This window comes from Hymenobacter antarcticus (assembly GCF_039539545.1).
In the GTDB taxonomy this organism is placed as follows: domain Bacteria; phylum Bacteroidota; class Bacteroidia; order Cytophagales; family Hymenobacteraceae; genus Hymenobacter; species Hymenobacter antarcticus.
Map to the genome: position 1 here is coordinate 141,541 of NZ_BAABDI010000007.1, position 20,193 is coordinate 161,733.

Below are 20,193 nucleotides of genomic sequence, written 5' to 3' on the forward strand. Positions count from 1 at the left end.
TTTTAACTCTCAACTTTTAACAGACCCTACATCTCGCCGCCCAGCTCCCCGCGCGGGGCTTCGCGCTCGGCGGCAGTAGTCACGCGCAGCTGCACCAGCTCCACGGCGCGGCGCGAGCGTTGCAGCACCCGGAATTCGTAGGGGTCGAGCACGGCCACGTCGCCCACTTCCGGAATGCTGCCGTAGATGACGTTGAGCAGGCCGCCCACGGTTTCGTAGTCTTCGCCCTCGGGCAGGGGGAAGGGGAGGTACTCGTTGGCGTCGGAGATGGGGGTGGCGGGGTTCACGCGGTACTCGTCCTCGGCCACCTTCTCCACTACCGGCACCTCGTTATCGTACTCGTCCTGGATTTCGCCCACCAGCTCCTCCATGATGTCCTCGATGGTGACGATGCCCGACACGCCGCCGAACTCGTCGCTCACCACGGCCATCACAATGTGCTTGCGCTGAAACTGCCGCAGCAGCCGGTTTATTTTCTTGGTTTCGGGTACGAAGTAGGGCGGGCGCATGATGCGGGCCAGCTCCACGGCCTCGCCGCGCCGGATGATGGGCAGCAGGTCCTTCACGTTGAGCACGCCCACGATGTTGTCGATGTTGCCCTCGTAAACCGGCATCCGGGAGAAGCCTTCGGCGAAGATGATATCCAGAATCTGCTCTACGGGTGCATGTACATCCAGGGCCGAAAGCTTGGTGCGGGGCACCATTATCTGCTTCACCATGCGGTCGTTGAACTGAAAGACGTTCTCAATCAGCTCGTGCTCCGAATCCTGAATTTCGCCGCTCTCCTTGCTCTGGTCCAGCAGCATGCGCAGCTCGTCGGAGGTGTGGGCCTCGTTGCCGTGGCCGGAGTTTACGCCAAACATGCGCAGCACAATATTCGACAGCTTATTAAGTACCCAGATGGCCGGGAAACTGATGATGTAGAACAAGCGCAACGGCAGGGCCACGGCCAGGCTCAGGGCCTCGGGCCGCTGAATGGCCAGCATTTTGGGGGCCTGCTCGCCAATAACGATGTGCAGCACCGTGATGGTGGCGAAGGATACGGGCAGCGCAATCTGGTGGGCCAGCTCGGGCGTTACGTCCAGATTGAGGGCGTGCACGGCTGCCAGAATAATGGAGGCCACCACGCTTTCACCAATCCAACCCAGGCCCAGCGAGGCCAGCGTGATGCCCAGCTGCGAAGCCGACAGGTAGGCTTCCAGGTCTTGTAACATGGTGAGCGTGAGGCGGGCCAGGCGGTTGCCCTCCTTGGCTTTGAGCTCAATCTGCGAGAGCCGGACCTTGACCAGCGCGAACTCGGCGGCCACAAAAAAACCGTTTACAAGGACTAGTAAAACGGTGAATAATATTTTTAAACCCATGTTGGCGGCCCCCGCGACGCGGTCGGTCTGGAGGCCTTTGTTGCCCAAAAGTACGCAAGTTTGACGCAGGTAGTTGGCACGATGAACTTTCAGCTCATCCGTTTGTCATCCGGGGAGCCTTAATTTTGCGGGCGAAAGCGTTTGTAACGTTTGTAAGCTAATGCGGCTTCCGCCGACTACCCTGCTCCAATGCCGGGCCAGTGGCCGCAACGAAGGCAGGTTATTTCCTGTTAGCTAGCCTGGGCCCTGGCAATAACAAGGCGTGATGTATCGTACCAAGTCAATGAAGAATTCCTGGATTATTACCTCATTACTGCTCATACTGGGCCTGAGCGGGCCCGTCACGGCCCAGATTCTGACCCCCACGCACCTAAGCACAGCCCTGAGCCGGCCCACGGCCAAGGTGGGCGAAGAGGTAGAGCTCATCATCAATGCCCGCATCGACGACAAGTGGCACCTCTACGCCTCGGATTTCAGCGACGAGGTGGGCCCCGTTGTCTTCACCCTGAAGTTCACGCCCAGCCCGGCCTACGCGCTGGTGGGCAAGCTGCAAGCCATCAAGTCGCACCACGAGCAGGACGAGGTATTTAAAGGCGAAGTAGCCTTCTGGGAAAAGACCGGGCAGATGCGCCAGCGCATCAAAGTGCTGCAGCCCGGCCCGCTCACCATCTCGGCCGAGGCCGACTACCAAAGCTGCACCACCGTGGACGGCAAGTGCGTGCCCGGCAACGAAACCCTGAAATTTGGACCGCTGACCGTGATGGGGGCCGCTGCCAAGACCATCGGTGCCGTGCCGCCCGTTACTACCGAAACGAAAGTCGCGGGTACGCCCGCCCCGGCTGTGGCCCCCGCCCCGGCGGCCCAGCCAGCCGCTACCACCGCCGATTCGGCGGCCCGGTTGGCGGCCGCGACTGCCCCTGCGCCTACCGCCCCGGCCGCCGCTGCTTCCACCGAAGCCAAAGTGGCCCCGGCTCCGGCCGTAGCCGGCGTGGCCATGGATGCCGACCCCGTGAACAAAGCCGGCGGCCTGTGGGCTTTCGCGCTGCTGGCCTTCACGTTTGGGCTGGCCGCGCTGGTCACGCCCTGCGTGTTCCCGATGGTACCCATGACGGTTTCGCTCTTCACCAGCGGCAACGACAGCCGCCAGCGGGGCATCTTCAAGGCGCTGGTGTACGGGGCCAGTATTATCGGTATTTATGTGCTGATGGGCGTGCTGGTGTCGGTGCTGCTGGGCGAGGACGGCCCCAACCTGATAGCCACCCACTGGGTGCCCAACCTGATTTTCTTCGTGGTTTTCGTGGTATTCGGCCTGTCGTTCCTGGGCCTGTTCGAAATCACGCTGCCCCACCAGATTGTGAATCAAGTGGATACCCAGGCCGATAAAGGCGGCTGGGCGGGTATCTTTTTCATGGCCCTCACGCTGGTGGTGGTCTCGTTTTCGTGCACCGCGCCCATCGTGGGCAGTATTCTGAGCTTGGCCGCGCGCGGCGAGCGCATTCAGCCCATCGTGGGTATGCTGGGCTTTTCGCTGGCGTTTGCGCTGCCGTTCACGCTGTTTGCCATCTTCCCCTCGTGGCTGAAAAGCCTGCCCCGCTCGGGCGGCTGGCTCAATACCGTGAAAGTGGTGCTGGGCTTCGTGGAGCTGATGCTGGCCCTCAAGTTCCTGAGCACCGCCGACCTGGCCTACCACTGGCACCTGCTGAACCGCGACGTGTACATCGTGCTGTGGATTGTGCTCTCGGCGCTGCTGGGCTTTTACCTGCTGGGCAAGTACCGCCTCTCGCACGACTCACCGCTCGACCACCTCAGCGTGGGCCGCCTGCTGATGGCCGTGCTCGCGTTTGCCTTCACCGTGTACCTGGTGCCGGGCCTGTTTGGCGCGCCGCTGCCGCTGCTGGCCGGCTACCTGCCGCCCCAGAGCAAGCACGATTTCTCGCTGGCCACTACTACCAACGGCGGCAGCCCGGCCGCTGTGGCCACGGCCGGTGTAGGCAGTACCGTGCCCCGCGAAACTCCCCGCTTCGGCGATTTTCTGGAGCTGCCCCACAACCTCGACGGCTATTTCGACCTGGAGCAGGCCCGGCGCGTAGCCCGCCTGGAACACAAACCCATTTTCATCGATTTCACGGGCCACGCCTGCGTCAATTGCCGCAAGATGGAAGCCACCGTGTGGAGCGACCCACAAATACTGGAGAAACTACGTAATGATTACGTGGTTGTAGCGCTCTACGTGGATGATAAGACCGAGCTGCCCCAAAGTGAGTGGTACACTTCTACCCACGATAACCAGCTCAAAACTACGCTGGGCAAGCAAAACGCCGACCTGCAGATAACCCGCTACGGCTTCAATGCGCAGCCGTATTACGTGCTGCTCGACCCCGACGATGCAACCTACAAGCCCCTGCTTACGCCTATTGCCTACGAGCCCGACGTCGCGCAATTCAGCGCCTTCCTGCGGGCCGGTTTGCAGCAGTTCAATAACCAGCGCACGCCCGTTGCGGCCCGCTAAGCTTACCACCCCCTTTTTCCTTTCTGTCTTAAACACGAAGAGGCGGCCCCCACCCAGAGGCCGCCTCTTACTACTTGTGAGGAGCGCATCCACCCAGATACGCCGCCCCGTTTTCCCCTCTTCTCCTCTGTATCCAACCACAGCAGTAGTGAAAGAAATGAGCCTTTCTTGAGGAGATTAGCCCGCGATGCCGCCGATTACCCGGTCGAATCTGCTTGCCGTTCTCCGCTACTTTATCGCCGTGGCCTTCTGCCTTGGATTATGACAAATGTAAGAGGGTGAGTCATATGATGCAAATAATTTCATGGTTTAACTTGAAATTTGTGACAAATTAAATTTTAACCCCTTAATTTTGTATTGTCTTTAAATCCTTTCTGCAAAACATGGCCCGAAATTACGAACTTGATGATACTGACCGCAGTATCCTGAATCTGCTCATTCAGGACGCTAAAATGCCCTATACTGAAATCGCCCGCAAGGTGAATGTTTCGGGGGGTACGGTGCACGTGCGAATGGCACGCCTGGAAGAAATTGGCATAGTGCAGGGTGCTACCCTGCGCATTGACTACCAGAAGCTTGGCTACGGAGTAAATGCCTTTTTGGGCATTTATCTGCTGAAAAGCTCGGAGTATACCAGCGTGGTGAAACAGCTGCGCGACATTCCGGAAGTGGTGAGCATCCACTTTACGACCGGGGCCTACGGGGTGTTTGCCCGGCTGCTGTGCCGCGATACCCAGCACCTGCGCGACGTGCTGCACGACCGCATTCAGCCCATCGATGGCATTGAGCGCACCGAAACCCTGATTTCGCTGGAAGAAGTCATCAACCGCCCGGCCAACCTGGTGTAGGTAAATCGGAGGTAGTTAGTGGCCCCGGTCGAGTGAATACCTCGGCCGGGGCTTGTGGCTATGCGCAATACTGCCACTTATCCGGGCGAGCGGCCGTAATTTTGGGCCCCGCTTATGCCGCATTCTCCGCCCGCCACGCTCCTCATCCAAACCGCTTTCATTGGCGATGTTATTCTGATGACGGCGCTGCTGGAATACCTCGCCCTGCACGAGCCCGCTACGCCCGTCGATGTGCTGGTGCGGCGCGGCAACGAAAGCCTGCTGGCCGGCCACCCCCACGTGCGAAACGTGCTGATTTGGGACAAGAAACACCGCAAATACGCCAACCTGTGGCACTTGCTGCAGCAGGTACGGGCCACTGGCTACGGCCAGGTGGTCACGCTGCAGCGCTTTGCCAGCACGGGCTTTCTCACCGCCTTCTCGGGCGCACCCAAGCGGGTGGGCTTCGTCAAAAATCCGTTCAGCCGTTTTTTCACGCGGCGCGTGCCGCACGCCATCGGCGATGGGACCCACGAGGTAGAACGTAACCTGCGGCTGCTGATGAGTGACGAGGCGTTGATGGAATTAAAAATTAAAAATGAGAAATTAAAAATGTCGGGTGAAAGCCTTGCTCACGGTAGCGCATCTGCTCCCATTTTTAATTCTTCATTTCTGATTTCCAATTCCATTGCCCCCAAGCTGTACCCTTCGGCGGCTGACGAGGCGGCCGTGGCTCCTTACGCGGCCGCCGGGCCGTACATCTGCCTGGCCCCCACTTCGGTCTGGTTCACCAAGCAGTACCCCGAGGAGAAGTGGCTGGAACTGCTGGCGGCGCTGCCGGCCGGCCGGCAAGTGTACCTGCTGGGCGGCCCGCCCGACGTGGCCGCCTGCGAGCGCCTGGCCGCCGCCAGCGGCCGCGCCAACGTAATCAGCCTGGCCGGCAAAATCGGCCTGCTGGCCTCGGCCGCCCTCATGCGTGGGGCCGTGATGAACTACGTCAACGACTCGGCTCCCATGCACCTGTGCTCGGCGGTGGGCGCACCCGTGACGGCCGTGTTTTGCAGCACGGTGCCCGCGTTTGGGTTTGGGCCGCTCAGCCCGGTGTCCTTCGTGGTGGAAACCAGGGAGGAGCTTGCCTGCCGGCCGTGTGGGCTGCACGGGCACGCGGCCTGCCCGCTGGGGCACTTTCGCTGCGCGCACGGCATTGAGGTGGGGCAGCTTCTTAAATCAATGGTTAATGATTAGTGGTTAACGCTTAATAAATAAGCGGGGGATAAAACGCTCATTAACCGTTAACCACTAATCATTAACCATTAAGCGAAGCCGTACCTTTGCACTACTTATGCTTGATTATCACATTCACGAATATCCCAACGGCATTCGCCTGTTACACAAGCAGGTACTGCATACCAAAATTGCGCATTGCGGATTTCTGCTCGACATTGGCTCACGCGATGAGGCCCCGCACCAGCAGGGCCTGGCCCACTTCTGGGAGCATATGGCGTTCAAAGGCACCGAAAAGCGCAAGTCGTTCCACATTCTCAACCGCCTCGAAACCGTGGGCGGCGAGCTGAACGCCTACACCACCAAGGAAAAAATCTGCTTCTACGCGGCGCTGCTTAGCACGCATTTCGAGCGAGCGTTTGAGCTGCTCACCGACCTCACGTTCAACTCCGTGTTTCCGGGCCGCGAGGTGGAGAAGGAGCGGGGCGTGATTCTGGAAGAAATGAGCATGTACCAGGATGCTCCCGAGGACGCCATAATCGATGACTTTGACACGGTGGTGTTTGGCGAGCACCCGCTGGGCGTGAACATTCTGGGCACCCGGGAGAGCGTCAGCAGCTTCCAGACTGCTGATTTTCATGCTTTTCTGCGGGAGCAGCTGCGCACCGACCGGCTGGTGTTCAGCTCGGTGAGCAATCTGTCATTCGTGGAAGTGAAGCGGCTGGCCGATAAGTTTCTGGCCCCGCTGCCGGCCCAACTGGGGCCGCGCACGCGCCGCCCGGTGGGTGGCTACGAGCGCAAAACGCAGGTCGAAACCCGGCCCATTTCCCAGGCGCACTGCCTGGTGGGTGGCCCGGCTTATTCGCTGAACAATGCCCGCCGCATTCCGTTCTTTATGCTGAACAACATCCTCGGCGGCCCCGGCATGAACTCGCGCCTCAACCTGGCCGTGCGGGAGAAATACGGCCTCGTCTACACCATCGACAGCACGTATTCGCCCTACACCGACACCGGCCTGTTCGGTATCTACTTCGGCACCGAGGGCAAGCAGCTCAATCGCACGGTGGGCCTGGTGCAAAAGGAGCTGAAGCTGCTGCGCGAAAAGGAGCTCACCACCAACCAGCTGCACACGGCCAAGCACCAGCTCATGGGCCAGCTCGCCATGAGCGAGGAAAGCAACGGCGGCATGATGCAGCTGCTCGGCAAAAGCACGCTCGACCTGGGCCGCGTGGAGCCGCTGAGCGAAATCTTTGAAAAAATCGAGCAGATTTCGGCGGCCGAGCTGCGCGATATGGCCAACGAAGTGCTGACCGAAGAGCACCTGAGCGTGCTGCAATACGTGCCGGAAGGGAAGTGAGTACGCCAGCATTTGGTCACGTAGGTACGGCTCGGCCGGGCGACTTATTTGAGTCGCGGCTGGAACTGTCACTGCACCGGCAGCACCGGCCCCGGCAAGCAGGCATTTGCGCCACGCAAAAGGAGGGGGCCGAAAGCATCGTCTTGTCCGATAAGTACGAAGACGACAAAGTGCATGAAGATTTCATACTTTATACTGGCCACGGCGGGCGTAACCAGGAAACGGGTAAGCAGGTAACCGACCAAACCCTAACGGATTCGAACCTGGGTCTGGCACGGAGCGAAGCCACTGGTTTGCCAGTAAGAGTGTATCGAAAAGTGCGCATTCCCTCCGGCACCACAGCATTTCGCTACGAAGGGTTATTTCGGGTGGCCGGCCATCAACTCGCGGTTGGAAAGTCAGGCTTTAAGGTGTTTCGGTTTCGACTAGAGCTTGTTGTAGCAGCAAAATCTGCGGTGCCGGTGTCCTACGCTACGCCTAGTTTATTCGACGAAACAGCTCCAACTGTGGCCGAAGCGGCTCTGCGCTACGAAGCCACAACCTCCCGGCTCATTCGGGATACCGCCGTAACGCGGCAGGTGAAAGCGTTGTATAAATACCACTGTCAAGTATGCGATACTCGGCTTGAGGCTCCCGCCGGATTCTATGCCGAAGCTGCTCATATCAAGCCTCTTGGGGCACCGCACAATGGGCCCGATATCCTGCCTAATGTGTTGTGCTTATGCCCAAATCATCATGTGCTTTTTGACTTGGGTACCTTCGCCATTGCCGACGATTATACCTTAATTGGACTACCCGGAAAGCTGCACCTGAAGCCCCAGCATCAAGTAGCAATTGAGTTTCTGACTTACCAGCGGCAGCATATTCATTTGAAAGCCGCGCTAAACCCGCTCAGCAAATGAGCCAGGACCCCATCGAACGCTACGCCGAGCGGCACACCGCCCCGGAACCGCCGCTGCTGGCCCAACTCACCCGCGAAACCCACCTGCAACTGCTGCTGCCGCGCATGAGCAGCGGCCACGTGCAGGGCCGGCTGCTGAGCATGCTCAGCCACTTGATGCGCCCGCGGCGCATTCTCGAAATCGGGGCGTTTTGCGGGTATGCCACGCTGTGCCTGGCCGAAGGACTGGCGGATAACGGCCTGCTGCACACCATCGAAATCGACCCCGAGAAGGAGGCGCGCATCCGGCGCTACGTAGCGGCGGCTGGTATTACGGAGCAGGTGCGGCTGCACATCGGCGCGGCGCTCGATGTTTTGCCGGGGCTGGTCGATGAAGTGTGGGATTTGGTCTTTATTGATGCCGACAAGCGCCGCAACGACGCGTACTTTGAAGCAGTGATTGACCATGTGCGCCCCGGCGGGCTGCTCATCATCGACAATGTGCTGTGGAGCGGCAAGGTGCTGCCCACGCACGCGCTCAAAGCCAACGACAAAGACACGCCCTTCGTGCGGGCCTTCAATGACAAGGTAGCCCGCGATGCGCGCGTGGAGCCGGTTTTTCTGGCCCTGCGCGATGGGCTCCTGCTGCTACGGAAAGTCTAGGTCTGAACCGCGGATTTATCGGATTCATCGGATTTCGTGGCCGACTGTGGCACCTGTTTAATGGCCTTTGCCTAGCCCCGATGTAGCCAGCACTATTACCGCAGACTGCCCCGCCCACAAAATCCGAATAATCCGATGAATCCGATAAATCCGCGGTTCAGACACCTGTTTATTTTGCTGTTATTGAGCATCGGCGCTGCCCGTGCCCAGGCTCCCACTACGGTGAGCGGGCGCGTGGCCGACGGCAAAGACCAGTCGCCGCTCATCGGGGCCAACGTGCTGCTGATTCATTTGCCGGACTCGGTGAGAACCGGCACGGCCGTGGATACTGACGGCAAGTTTCAGTTTGATAACGTGGCGGCTGGGCGCTACCTGCTCGATGCCTCGTTTGTGGGCTACCAGAAGCTGCGCCAAACCGTGACGGTGGCCGGGCAAGCCGTGCAGCTGGGCACGCTGGCGCTGCAAACGGGTGGTATCCAGCTCAAAGGCGTGGTGGTGACGGGGCAGGCCGCGCAGTCGGTGCAGAAGGGCGATACCACGCAGTTCAACGCCAGGGCCTTCAAAACCAACCCCGATGCCAATGCCCAGGACCTCATTGAGAAGCTGCCCGGCGTGAGCCGCGGGGCCGATGGCAAAGTGCAGGCCCAGGGCGAAAACGTGCAGCGGGTGCTGGTCGACGGCAAGGAATTCTTTGGCAACGACCCCGACGCGGTACTCAAGAACCTGCCCGCCGAAATGGTGGATAAGGTGGAAGTATTCGACCAGCGCAGCGAGCAAAGCCGGTTTTCGGGCTTCGACGACGGTAACACAACCAAGACCATCAACATCGTGACGAAAGTGGAATTTCGCAACGGCACCTTTGGGCGGGTGGTGGCCGGCGCGGGCCCGGAGCGCTACAAGGCCAACGGCAACGTGAACAACTTCAAGGGCACCCGGCGGCTGTCGGTGCTGGCGCAGTCGAACGATGTGAACGAGCAGAACTTCGGTACCGAAGACCTGCTGGGCGTGGTGGGCAACTCGAACCAGGGCGGCGGTGGGCGCGGCGGCCGGGGCGGGGGCGGGGCACCGGGCGGCGGCGGCAACGGCGGCAATGCCGGCGATTTCCTGGTGAACCAGAGCGGCGGCCTCACCAGAACCAACGCCGTGGGCCTGAACTATTCCGACTCCTGGAACAAGAAAACGGACCTCTCGGCCATCTACTTTTTCAACCGGGCCGATAACACGCTGCTCAGCACCACCCAGCGGCAGTACGTGCTGCCGCAGACCTACACTCAAACGGCCAACACCACCAGCCTCAACACCAACCAGCGCTTCAATATGCGCCTGGAGCATAAGATTGACTCGGCCAATTCCATTCTGTTTCGGCCCCGGTTCAGCTACCAGCAAAACGAGGCCACCAGTCTGGTGGCCGGCCTCACGCGCCGCACCAATATCGAGCAAAACACTACCAACAGCAGCAACATCAACAGCACCTACGAGGCCGACAACGCGGGCCTGAACACCGGCGGCGACCTGCTACTTCGCCACCGTTTTGCCAAGGCCGGCCGCACCGCCAGCCTCAGCATGGGCGGCACCTACAGCGAGCGCGACGCCACCACCACCCTGCGCACCACCGACACGGGCGCGGCCCGCGCCAACCTCAACCAGCTCAGCACCCTGAAGCAGCAGGGGGGCAGCCTCAACGCCAACCTTTCGCTCACGGAGGCCCTCACCAAGCGGGATATTTTGCAGGGCAGCTACGCCATTAACTACGCGCCCAACAACTCGAATAAGTACACTTACGACGTGCTGACCGGCGACACCCGCCAGCTGAACGAGGGCCTGAGCAACGTATTCGATACCTACTACTTAACGCAATCGGGCGGCGTAACCTACCGGCACATCACGCCGAAGTACCAGGCCAGCGTCGGCCTGTCGGGGCAATACGCGGAGCTGTACAGCGATGCGCGGTACCCGCGGCCCGGCATCGGGCGCTACACGTTTGTGAACGTGCTGCCCAATGCCAATCTGAACTACCGGTTCACGAAGCAGAAAAACCTGCGCCTGAACTACCGCACCAACACCAATCCGCCCAGCGTGAGCCAGTTGCAGGCCGTGGTGAATAACTCCAATCCGTTGCAGCTCACCATTGGCAACCCCACGCTACGGCAGGAATTTCAGCACTCGGCCAACCTGCGCTACTCGGCCTCTAGTCCCGAAGTGGCCAGCAATTTCTTCGCCCTGCTGTCGGGCTCCTACACTCAGAACCCGATTTCGAACCGCACGCTGGTGGTGGCCCGCGATACCACGGTGGTGCCCGAGGGCGCACCCGACGTGCGCCTGCCGGCCGGCGGCCAGCTGGTGCAGCCCACCAACCTGAGCCAGCAGTACGCGCTGCGCTCGCTGCTGAGCTACGGCCGGCCCATCAAGGCCATTAAAACCAACGTGAACCTGAGCGCCAATGCCAGCTTCACCCAAACGCCGGGCCTCGTGAACGGCGGCCTGAACTATGCCCGCGTGCCGGCCTTGGGCGCGGGCCTCACGCTGAGCTCCAACATCAGCCCCCAGTTCGATTTCACGGCCTCCACCACCTCCACCCAGAACTTTGTGCGCAACACGCTCCGGGCGCAGCTCAATTCCAACTACTTCGCCCAGGTGTCGCGCCTGCGGCTGAACTGGATTGTGGGCCCGGGCATCAACTTCGCCACCGACCTCGTGCATCAGGCATACTCCGGCCTCGCGGCGGGCTTCAACCAGCAGTACGTGCTCTGGAATGCCAGCCTGGGGAAGAAGCTTTTCCCCTGCCAGCGTGGCGAAATCAGGGTTTACGCCTTCGACCTGCTGGGCCAGAACCGCGCCATCCAGCGCAACGTGACGGAGGCGTATTACGAGGACGTGCAAACCACTATTTTGCAGCGCTACCTCATGCTCATGTTCACCTACAACATCCGCAGCGGCAACGTGATAGCGCCAACGCCGCCCGTCGAGGGTGAGCGTCGGGAGCGCAGCTTTGGTCGGCCCGAGGGGGGCGGCCGGCGGGAATAGCGAAAAACTGCTCGGAAAAAGAACGTCATGCTGAGCGTAGCGAAGCATCTCTACCGCGCAGGCATTCATTTACGCTCGCGGTAGAGATGCTTCGGCAAGCGGACACCAGATGAAGCTTGACGTTCTGGGAGTATTGCCCAAAATTCAGGTTCTTTGTAGCTGCCGGGCCGAACTGCCCGCGTTGCTTATGCGAAATCCTGTTGCCCTACTATTGCTGCTGCTGGCCCTGGCCGGGCCGCTGGCCGCCCAGCCCCTTGCCCCAGGCCCGCACCGCGATGTGCCCGCTGCCCTCGACGTGGCCGGCCTGCACCTCGTGCTGAGCGAGGAAGCCCGGCAGCTGGTGCAGCAAAAAGCCGATGGTCTGTGCCGTCACCAGCCCTCGTTTCAGGCCCGCGTAGATTTGGCCGATGCCGCCTTTCCCATCATCGATAGGGTACTGCGCGAAGAAGGCGTGCCGCTCGATTTTCGCTATCTGGTGCTCCAGGAAAGCGCCCTGCGAGGCGATGCCCGCAGCAACCACGCCGCCGTGGGCTACTGGCAGCTCAAGCAGGAAACCGCCACCGGCCTGGGCCTGGTCGTGAATGAGGAAGTCGATGAGCGTCAGCACCTCACGGCCAGCACCCGCGCCGCCGCCCGCTACCTCACCCGCAACAATGCCGCGCTGCGCAACTGGCTGAACGCCCTGCTCAGCTACAACACCGGCCTGACGGGCGTGAAACCCTACACGCTGCCCACCGATGCCGACGCCACCGAAATGGCCATCACTGAGGCCACGTCGCCCTACGTGCTGATGTTTCTGGCGCAGAAAATCGCCTTCGAGCCCGCCTGTGGCCAGAACCCCAGGCCCCCGTTGCGCCTCCAGGAATTTCCGGCCACGTCCGGCCAAACCCTCGAATCCCAGGCCCAGCTACTGCACGTAGAGCCGGCTACCCTGGCCGCGCACAACCATTGGCTGCTGGCCCCCGCCGTGCCCGCCGACCGCCCCTACACGCTCATCGTGCCCGTGGGCGACGTTACCCAGGCGGCCGGTATCGTGGCCAACCAGCGCCTGCAAAGCAGCAAGGAATTGCTGGCCCTGCCCGCCGTAGCCGGCAATGCGGCCGAAGTTGAGATAAATAACCTCCGCGCCCTTATCGCGCTGCCCGGCGAAACCACCGTGGACCTGGCCCGCCGCGCCAACCAGAAGCTGGGCGAATTTCTGCGCCACAATGAAATGACGGGCTTTGATGCGGCCGTAACCGGCCGGCCTTACTACCTGGAAAGCAAGCCCGATGCCGGGGCCGTGGAATACCACGTGCTCCAGCCCGGCGAAACGATTTTCGACGTGGCCCAGAAGTACGGCATGCGCCAAAAGGCCGTGTACGCTAAAAACCGCATGGCCCGCGTCGAGGAGCTGCGTTCTGGCCGGGTGCTGTGGCTGCAGCACACCCGCCCCCGCGAGGTGGCGGTGGAATACCGCAGCCTGCCCGAAGGCGCGGCCCTGGAGCGGCCCGCCACGGCCGCCACGCCCGCCGAAACCGATGCCCTGGTGGAGCGGGCCAACGAGGCCGCAGCTACCTTACGCGAATCGGCTCCCGACGGAGTCAAAGTCAAGGTAAAAATCAAGGTGAAGAACGGCGGGGCTGAAACCAGGGAAGTGGTGAGAGCAGAAGCCGATGGCTGGGGCGAAGCGCTATCAACCGCCACTGCCGCCGCCCCGTCGGCTCCGGCCCCCGCCCCGGTCGTGGCTCTCGTGCCAGAGCTGATGGCGGCACCTGCGTCAGCTCCGCTGCCAACCCGGCCTGCCGCACCCGCCGCCCCCACAATTGCGCTGCCGCCCCCGGCCCCCGCGCCCGCGCCGGCTCCTCTGGCCGACGAGCCCACGCCCGTTGAGGCAGGGGGTGTGCCTGTTGAAAGCCTGCCGACCGAAGCCCCGGCCCCGGCTCCTGTGTCAGCACCCGCGCCACGGGTGGCGGCGCCGGGCATCGTGTACACACCCGCCCGCCCGGCCCTGGCTCGTCCGGTAGTGGCTCCGCCTGCCGCTGCCCCGCGCGCGCCTGCTGCGGCCGTAGCCGGGTTGCCCGCCGCCGCTCCCAGCGACACCTATCACCGCGTCGAGCCCGGCGAAACCGTGTATTCGGTGAGCCGGCGCTTCCAGGTGCCGCCCGCCACGCTCATTGCCATCAACCAATTGCCACCCTCGGCCAAGCTGGTGGCCGGCCAAATGATGCTGCTGAAACCAGTGGGCCCCGCCGGGGCAACGCTGCCCGCCAGTCGCCCCACCGCTTCCGCCGACCCCAACGCCACCACCCACACCGTGGCCGTGGGCGAAACCCTCTACAGCATCTCCCGCCTCCACAAAGTGACCGTGGCCGACCTGCAAGCCTGGAACGGCCGGGCCGCGACCGATACATCGGTCAAGATAGGGGAGGAGCTGCGGGTGGTGGCCGGCGCGAAGTAGGCCAGGCGGTAGCCCACAACGGATAGGCAATTCATTGCTTATCGAGTTCAGCTAGTTGTTTTAGCTTGTGCAGAAGCAGCGGCAATTGGCTGCCCCGCCCCATTACTGCTTCGAATAATTCTTCTACGTTCGGCTTGCGCCGGACGCTGGCGCACTGGTTAGCAATGAAGATTCTGACGTCGGAAGCCGCAGTGGCGACCTCTTCAACTACTTCCGCTCGTTCCTCCAGTACGTACACGATATCCTCCCAGTCGTGACTCAGGCGTAAGTCGCTTGCCCGGTTTTGCAGCGCACAAAACTTGGTAGCCAGCAGATAGGCAGGGTGCAAAATCCGGATAATGGTGCCATCGGGCAATGTATGGGATTGCGCGGTAGCCATCCCGACCGGATACCACGGGTTGCTGAATCCCAGTACCCGCGCGTCGGTGGGCATCACGTCAACTGGTATGCCTTCGTAGAGCCACCGAATTTGTACCCTGCTCTCCACGTCATTGCGAAAACCACGGGCACGCAGCCGTTCTTCCAGCGCCGCAAAAGCACCGTACGAGGCCAATTCAATGATGCAGTCCACGTCGTCGGTGGGCCGGGAAATGGGAGCGGCCGGGCTGCTGGCGTAGAGCCCCACGGTGGCTCCTCCCACGAATACTACTTCGGGCAACAGGTTGCCCAAACCCTGGGCCACTGCTTGCAGGGCTACCGTGTTGATGATTTCAGCCACGGAGTATATACTTTTTGAGTAAGTCCTGCGCCAGGATAATTTCGCGCACCCGGCCAACCCGCAGCGCGTCTACCAGGGCCAAAAGGGCATAAAGCGTCGCGTCCTGCCGTGCCGCGAAAGGCACCGACGGATACAGCGGTACAATGGATTCGCCCCGTGCGGTGCCCTCTGCGCTGGGCCATACATACGTCTCAGCGCTGCGAATCAAGGCATTGAGTGGTGGGGCCGAGTGGGCAGTTGGCATTCCCCGGTACACCGGGCCCGGTTCGGCCGGAAACACGTAGCGCAACCCGTAGCACAGAAACTCAAACAGCGCCTGCGGATGCACCTGCTGCCGGTCCTGAGCCACCAGTCGGGCCACGCGGCTCCGGCGCAACGAAGCAGATATTTCCGATTGACTCATTCCCAAAGAAGCAGCCAGCGCTTTCTGCTGAAGTGCCTCCGATTTTACTAAAATTTCTTCCTGGTGCGCCACGCTGACCAGTTTCAGCAGTACCACCACGTCGTGTGGCCGCATCCCTTTGTGCTCTGCCATGTTACAAGCTGTATCGCATATCGCGATATGCGATACACAAATGTAGGTGACTTTTCTGACTGTCTCCCCGTGTTGCCAAGCTCCCCGGACGGGGGTATCTTTACTAAAACCGCCGCTCGGCTATCAATTGCTCACTGTTCATTGATAACTGTTAACTGAAAAGAAATGCCCGTTTTCTCGCACCTCCACAGCCACACGCAATACTCGCTGCTCGACGGCCAGGCCAGCATCAGCAAGCTGATGAAGAAGGCGCAGGCCGATGGCATGCCCGCCGTGGCCCTCACCGACCACGGCAACATGTTCGGGGCGTTCAACTTCGTGGCTGAGGCTAATAAGTACAACGTGAAACCCATCGTGGGCTGCGAGTTTTACCTGGTGGAGGACCGCCACAAAAAGGCTTTCAGCCGCGAGAAAGGGGAGAAGGACGTGCGCCACCACCAGCTGCTGCTGGCCAAAGACCAGGCCGGCTACCACAACCTGAGCAAGCTCTGCTCGATGAGCTTCATCGAGGGCGTGTACTCCAAATTCCCGCGCATCGACCGCGAGCTGCTGGAGCGCTACCACGAGGGCCTGATTGCTACCAGCTGCTGCATCGGGGCCGAAATCCCCCAAACCATTCTCTTCAAAACCGAAGCTGAGGCCGAGGAAAAGCTGAAGTGGTGGCTCGATATGTTCGGTGAGGACTACTACATCGAAATCCAGCGCCACGGCCTGATGAACTTCGACGGTACCGGCAAAAGCCAGGAAGACGTGAACCAGGTGCTGCTGCGCCTGGCGCACAAGCACAACGTCAAAGTCATCTGCACCAACGACTCGCACTACGTCAACCAGGATGACTATGCGGCCCACGACCTGCTACTGTGCGTGAACACCGGCGAGGAGCACAGCAATCCGATTGGGGATATCCGAACCAATTATTACACCTTGATGACCGGCAAGGGCGAGGTGAAGTATGACCTGCTCGACAACCTGCGCCGCGACCACAGCCGCGACGAAAAGGCCCAGCGCCAGCTCCGCCGCATCGACGAAGAACTGCAGAAGCCCAAGCCCCACACCCGCTTCGGCTTCGCCAACGACCAGTTCTTCTTCAAGACCCAGGCCCAGATGAACGAGCTGTTCATCGACGTGCCCGAGAGCGTGGACAACACCAATGAGATTGTTGACAAAATCACGCCGCCGAAGCTCCAGCGCGATATTCTGCTGCCCAACTTCCCCATTCCGCCCGAACACGCCAATGGCGATGCCTTCCTGCGTCACCTCACCTACAAGGGCGCTTTCGAGGGAGCGAAGCCGCGCTATTCCATCCGCACGCCCGAAATTGAGGAGCGGCTGGACTACGAGCTGCGCATCATCCAAACCATGGGTTTTGCGGGTTACTTTCTGATTACGCAGGACTTTATTAACCACGGTCGTTCGGTGGGCGTGGCCGTGGGGCCGGGCCGGGGCTCGGCGGCCGGCTCGGCAGTGGCTTACTGCGTGGGCATCACCAACATCGACCCGATTAAGTACTCGCTGCTGTTCGAGCGGTTCCTGAACCCGGAGCGCGTGTCGATGCCCGATATCGACATTGACTTTGACGACGTGAATCGTCAGAAAGTCATTGACTACGTGGTGAATAAGTATGGAAAAACGCAGGTGGCCCAGATTATCACCTTCGGCACCATGGCGGCCAAGTCGGCCATCAAGGACGTGGCGCGGGCCATGGAGCTGCCCCTGCCGCAGACCAACGACCTCACCAAGATGGTGCCCGAAAAGCCGGGCACCACCCTGGCCGGGGCCTTCGCCGAAAACCAGGAGCTGGACATGATTCGGCGCGACGAATCGCCGGATAACCTCAAGGGCCACATCCTGCGCCTCGCTACGCAGCTCGAAGGCTCAGTGCGCAACACCGGCATTCACGCGGCCGGCGTCATTATCGCGCCGGATGACATCACGAAGTACATCCCGGTTTCGACCTCCAAGGACTCGGACCTGCTCATCACGCAGTTCGACGGCAAGGTGATTGAGTCGGCCGGGATGCTGAAAATGGACTTTCTGGGCCTCAAAACCCTGACTGTCATCGTGGATGCCATGAATCTGATTGAGCGCAACCACGGCGTGAAAATCGACATCGACGACATTCCGCTCGATGATGAAAAGACTTATGCGCTGTATCAGCGCGGCGATACTATCGGCACGTTCCAGTTCGAGTCGGAAGGCATGCGCCAGTACCTCAAAGACCTGAAGCCGACAAACATCGAGGATTTGATTGCGATGAACGCCCTGTACCGGCCGGGCCCGATGCAGTTCATTCCGAACTTCATCAACCGCAAGCACGGCCGGGAAGTGGTAGAGTACCCGCACGAGCTGTTGAAACCCATCCTGGAGTACAGCCAGGGCATTATGGTGTACCAGGAGCAGATTATGCAGACGGCCCAGATTCTGGCCGGCTACTCGCTGGGCGGGGCCGACTTGCTGCGCCGGGCTATGGGTAAGAAGGACATGAAAAAGATGGCTCTGGAGCGCGAGAAGTTCATCGATGGCGCGAAGAAGCTGCACGATATTCCGGCCAAAAAGGCCAACGACGTGTTCGACGTGATGGAGAAATTTGCCGAGTACGGCTTCAACCGCTCGCACTCCGCTGCCTACTCCGTGGTGGCGTATCAGACTGGCTACCTGAAGGCCAACTACCCGGCCGAGTACATGGCCGCCGTGCTCACCAACAACATGGGCGACATCAAGAAGGTGACGTTCTTCATCGAGGAAGCCCGCAAGCAGGGCGTGCCCGTGCTGGGGCCGGATGTGAATGAAAGCCTGCTGAAATTCAACGTGAACCAGGAGGGGGCCATCCGCTTCGGCATGGGCGCGGTGAAGGGCGCGGGCGAGCTGGCGGTGGAAAGCATGGTGCAGGAGCGCGAAAAAGCGGGCAACTACTCCGATATCTTCGACTTTGCCAAGCGCGTGAACCTGCGCACCGTGAACAAGAAAACCTTCGAAAGCCTGGCCCAGGCCGGCGCGTTCGACGGTTTCGACAAGCACCGCCGCCTCTACCTCGACGCCCCGGCCGGCGACCAGAGCCTCATCGAAAAGGCCATGAAGCTGGGCCAGCAGCACGCCGCCGCCAAGGAAAGCAGCCAGCACAGCCTGTTCGGGGCCTCCGCATTTGGGGCGGTAGCCGCGCCGCTGCCCAAGATGCACGAGATGGAGCCCTGGAGCAAAACCGAGCAGCTCCGCCGCGAAAAGGAAGTGGTCGGTTTCTACCTCTCGGGCCACCCGCTCGACGCCTTCAAGCTGGAGCTGGATGCCTACTGCACCTGCGGCCTGGAGAAGGTGGACGAAATCAAAAACAAGGAAATCGCCGTGGCCGGGCTGATTAACAACGTATTATTCAAGACCACGAAAACCGGCCAACCCTTCTGCACCTTCACCCTTGAGGACTACGAGACGAGCATCAACCCGGCCCTATTCCGCGACGACTACACCAAGTTCGCGCCCCTCATCAACCCCCGCAACTACCCCAACGAGCAGGTGCCGCCCATGTACGTGCGCCTCAAGCAGGAGCTGCGCCGCCACACTCAGGACCAGTGGGACCTGCGCATCCTGACGATGGAACCCCTGGCCGATGTGGCCGAAAAGCGCAGCAAAGGCGTGCGCGTGCGCCTCGACCTGCGCACCGTGACCGGTCCCATGCTCGACCGTTTGCAGGACGCCATCGACCACGCGCCGGGCAGCAAGCGCCTCGAAATCCAGTTCGTGGAGCCCCACGAGCATCTGGCGGTAGACATGTTCTCGCGCAAGTTTCAGATTGAGCCTAAGACGTTTATCGAGAAGATGCACGAAATGGAGATGGAAGTCTGCACGCTGATTTAGAGCAGCAAATGAACCTGGTAAAACGTCATGCCTAAGCTGGCGTCCGCTTGCCGAAGCATCTCTACCGCTTCGTTGTGACGATTGAGTGAGTTACGCGGCAGAGATGCTTCGACAGGCTCAGCATAACGTTCAGATAGAATATGGCACCCTTCACCTCGCCCAAGCCATCGGGCTGAACTTTCCCCTACCCACGCTGTTTACCCGTCCATATCTGCTACCTTGCGACCCCATTGGCCGTATACGCCAGACTATTCTTTAAACCCCAACCCAAATTGAAATGGGAAACAAAGCAATTGAAATAACCGACGCCAATTTTGACGAAATCATCAGCGGCGACAAGCCCGTATTGGTCGATTTCTGGGCCGAATGGTGTGGCCCCTGCCGCATGGTGGGTCCCGTGGTAGAGGAGCTGGCCGGCGAATACGAAGGCAAGGTCATCGTGGGCAAAGTTGACGTAGACGCCAACCCCCAGACTTCCATGAAGTTCGGTATCCGCAGCATTCCTACGCTGCTGGTCTTCAAGAACGGCCAAATCGTTGACAAACAAGTAGGCGCCGTGCCTAAGCACGTACTCGCCCAGAAATTAGAAGCCCAGGTTTCGGCCTAAATAAGCCGCTGCCAGGCAGCAAAAAGCCCCTTGCCAATTTGGCAAGGGGCTTTTTTTAGTAATTTGTCGGGTCCGGAAATAGGTTGACAGCTTTCCCAAAAGATGTCATGAAAACTGAGTTTGAGCCGCGTGTGCGGCGTAGTCAGCGCGACTACAGTTTGCCCTTTAAATTGGCCGTGGTGGGTGAAGTCGGCCGCGG

Annotated in this window: 14 protein-coding genes; 10 read left to right on the top strand and 4 right to left on the bottom strand. The window is 60.6% G+C overall.

The features are described 5' to 3' along the window. Positions 1–26: 26 nt before the first annotated feature. Entirely contained in the window at positions 27–1,409 is a 1,383-nt protein-coding gene (locus ABD819_RS07500) for a hemolysin family protein (protein WP_345122662.1), read from the bottom strand. Positions 1,410–1,644: 235 nt separating this feature from the next. Between ABD819_RS07500 and ABD819_RS07505 the strand changes: the two genes are divergently transcribed. From ABD819_RS07505 to ABD819_RS07540, 8 genes are all read left to right on the top strand, one after another. Continuing rightward, complete coding sequence (locus tag ABD819_RS07505) at positions 1,645–3,870, top strand: protein-disulfide reductase DsbD family protein (RefSeq protein WP_345122664.1); 2,226 nt, start codon at positions 1,645–1,647, stop codon at positions 3,868–3,870. Between the two features lie 383 nt (positions 3,871–4,253). Further along, a complete protein-coding gene (locus ABD819_RS07510; protein ID WP_345122666.1) occupies positions 4,254–4,718 on the top strand; it encodes an Lrp/AsnC ligand binding domain-containing protein in 465 nt (154 codons plus the stop codon). Positions 4,719–4,832: 114 nt separating this feature from the next. Further along, a complete protein-coding gene (locus ABD819_RS07515) occupies positions 4,833–5,942 on the top strand; it encodes a glycosyltransferase family 9 protein (RefSeq protein WP_345122668.1) in 1,110 nt (369 codons plus the stop codon). A 97-nt stretch (positions 5,943–6,039) separates the two neighbouring features. Beyond that, positions 6,040–7,278, top strand: coding sequence for a M16 family metallopeptidase (locus ABD819_RS07520; protein ID WP_345122670.1), 1,239 nt, complete (start codon positions 6,040–6,042; stop codon positions 7,276–7,278). Beyond that, complete coding sequence (locus tag ABD819_RS07525; protein ID WP_345122672.1) at positions 7,275–8,180, top strand: YDG/SRA domain-containing protein; 906 nt, start codon at positions 7,275–7,277, stop codon at positions 8,178–8,180. Before ABD819_RS07520 ends, ABD819_RS07525 begins: the two co-directional genes overlap by 4 nt. Then, entirely contained in the window at positions 8,177–8,821 is a 645-nt protein-coding gene (locus ABD819_RS07530; protein ID WP_345122674.1) for an O-methyltransferase, read from the top strand. The genes ABD819_RS07525 and ABD819_RS07530 overlap by 4 nt, the downstream gene beginning before the upstream one ends. 174 nt (positions 8,822–8,995) lie before the next feature. Further along, positions 8,996–11,845 (top strand): outer membrane beta-barrel protein, encoded by a 2,850-nt coding sequence (locus ABD819_RS07535; protein ID WP_345122676.1) that lies wholly within the window; start codon positions 8,996–8,998, stop codon positions 11,843–11,845. 187 nt (positions 11,846–12,032) lie between these two features. Next, a complete protein-coding gene (locus ABD819_RS07540; protein ID WP_345122678.1) occupies positions 12,033–14,285 on the top strand; it encodes a LysM peptidoglycan-binding domain-containing protein in 2,253 nt (750 codons plus the stop codon). Between the two features lie 31 nt (positions 14,286–14,316). Here the strand turns inward: ABD819_RS07540 and ABD819_RS07545 are convergent, their stop codons facing one another. Beyond that, positions 14,317–15,003 carry a nucleotidyl transferase AbiEii/AbiGii toxin family protein gene (locus ABD819_RS07545; protein ID WP_345122680.1) on the bottom strand — a complete coding sequence of 229 codons (687 nt, stop codon included), beginning with the start codon at positions 15,001–15,003 and terminating at the stop codon, positions 14,317–14,319. Next, positions 14,996–15,538, bottom strand: coding sequence for a hypothetical protein (locus ABD819_RS07550; RefSeq protein ID WP_345122682.1), 543 nt, complete (start codon positions 15,536–15,538; stop codon positions 14,996–14,998). The genes ABD819_RS07545 and ABD819_RS07550 overlap by 8 nt, the downstream gene beginning before the upstream one ends. Positions 15,539–15,703: 165 nt before the next feature. Between ABD819_RS07550 and dnaE the strand changes: the two genes are divergently transcribed. Both dnaE and trxA read left to right on the top strand, forming a co-directional pair. Next, positions 15,704–19,387: a DNA polymerase III subunit alpha gene (dnaE, locus tag ABD819_RS07555; RefSeq protein WP_345122684.1), complete on the top strand. Its 3,684-nt coding sequence runs from the start codon at positions 15,704–15,706 to the stop codon at positions 19,385–19,387. Positions 19,388–19,664: 277 nt separating this feature from the next. Beyond that, on the top strand, positions 19,665–19,994 hold the full coding sequence (gene trxA / locus ABD819_RS07560) for a thioredoxin (protein ID WP_188562614.1): 330 nt from the start codon (positions 19,665–19,667) through the stop codon (positions 19,992–19,994). On the opposite strand, the gene ABD819_RS07565 is transcribed toward trxA, so the two are convergent. After that, the coding region (locus tag ABD819_RS07565; RefSeq protein ID WP_345122689.1) for a hypothetical protein at positions 19,991–20,193 on the bottom strand (203 nt) is incomplete at its 5' end. The genes trxA and ABD819_RS07565 overlap by 4 nt on opposite strands.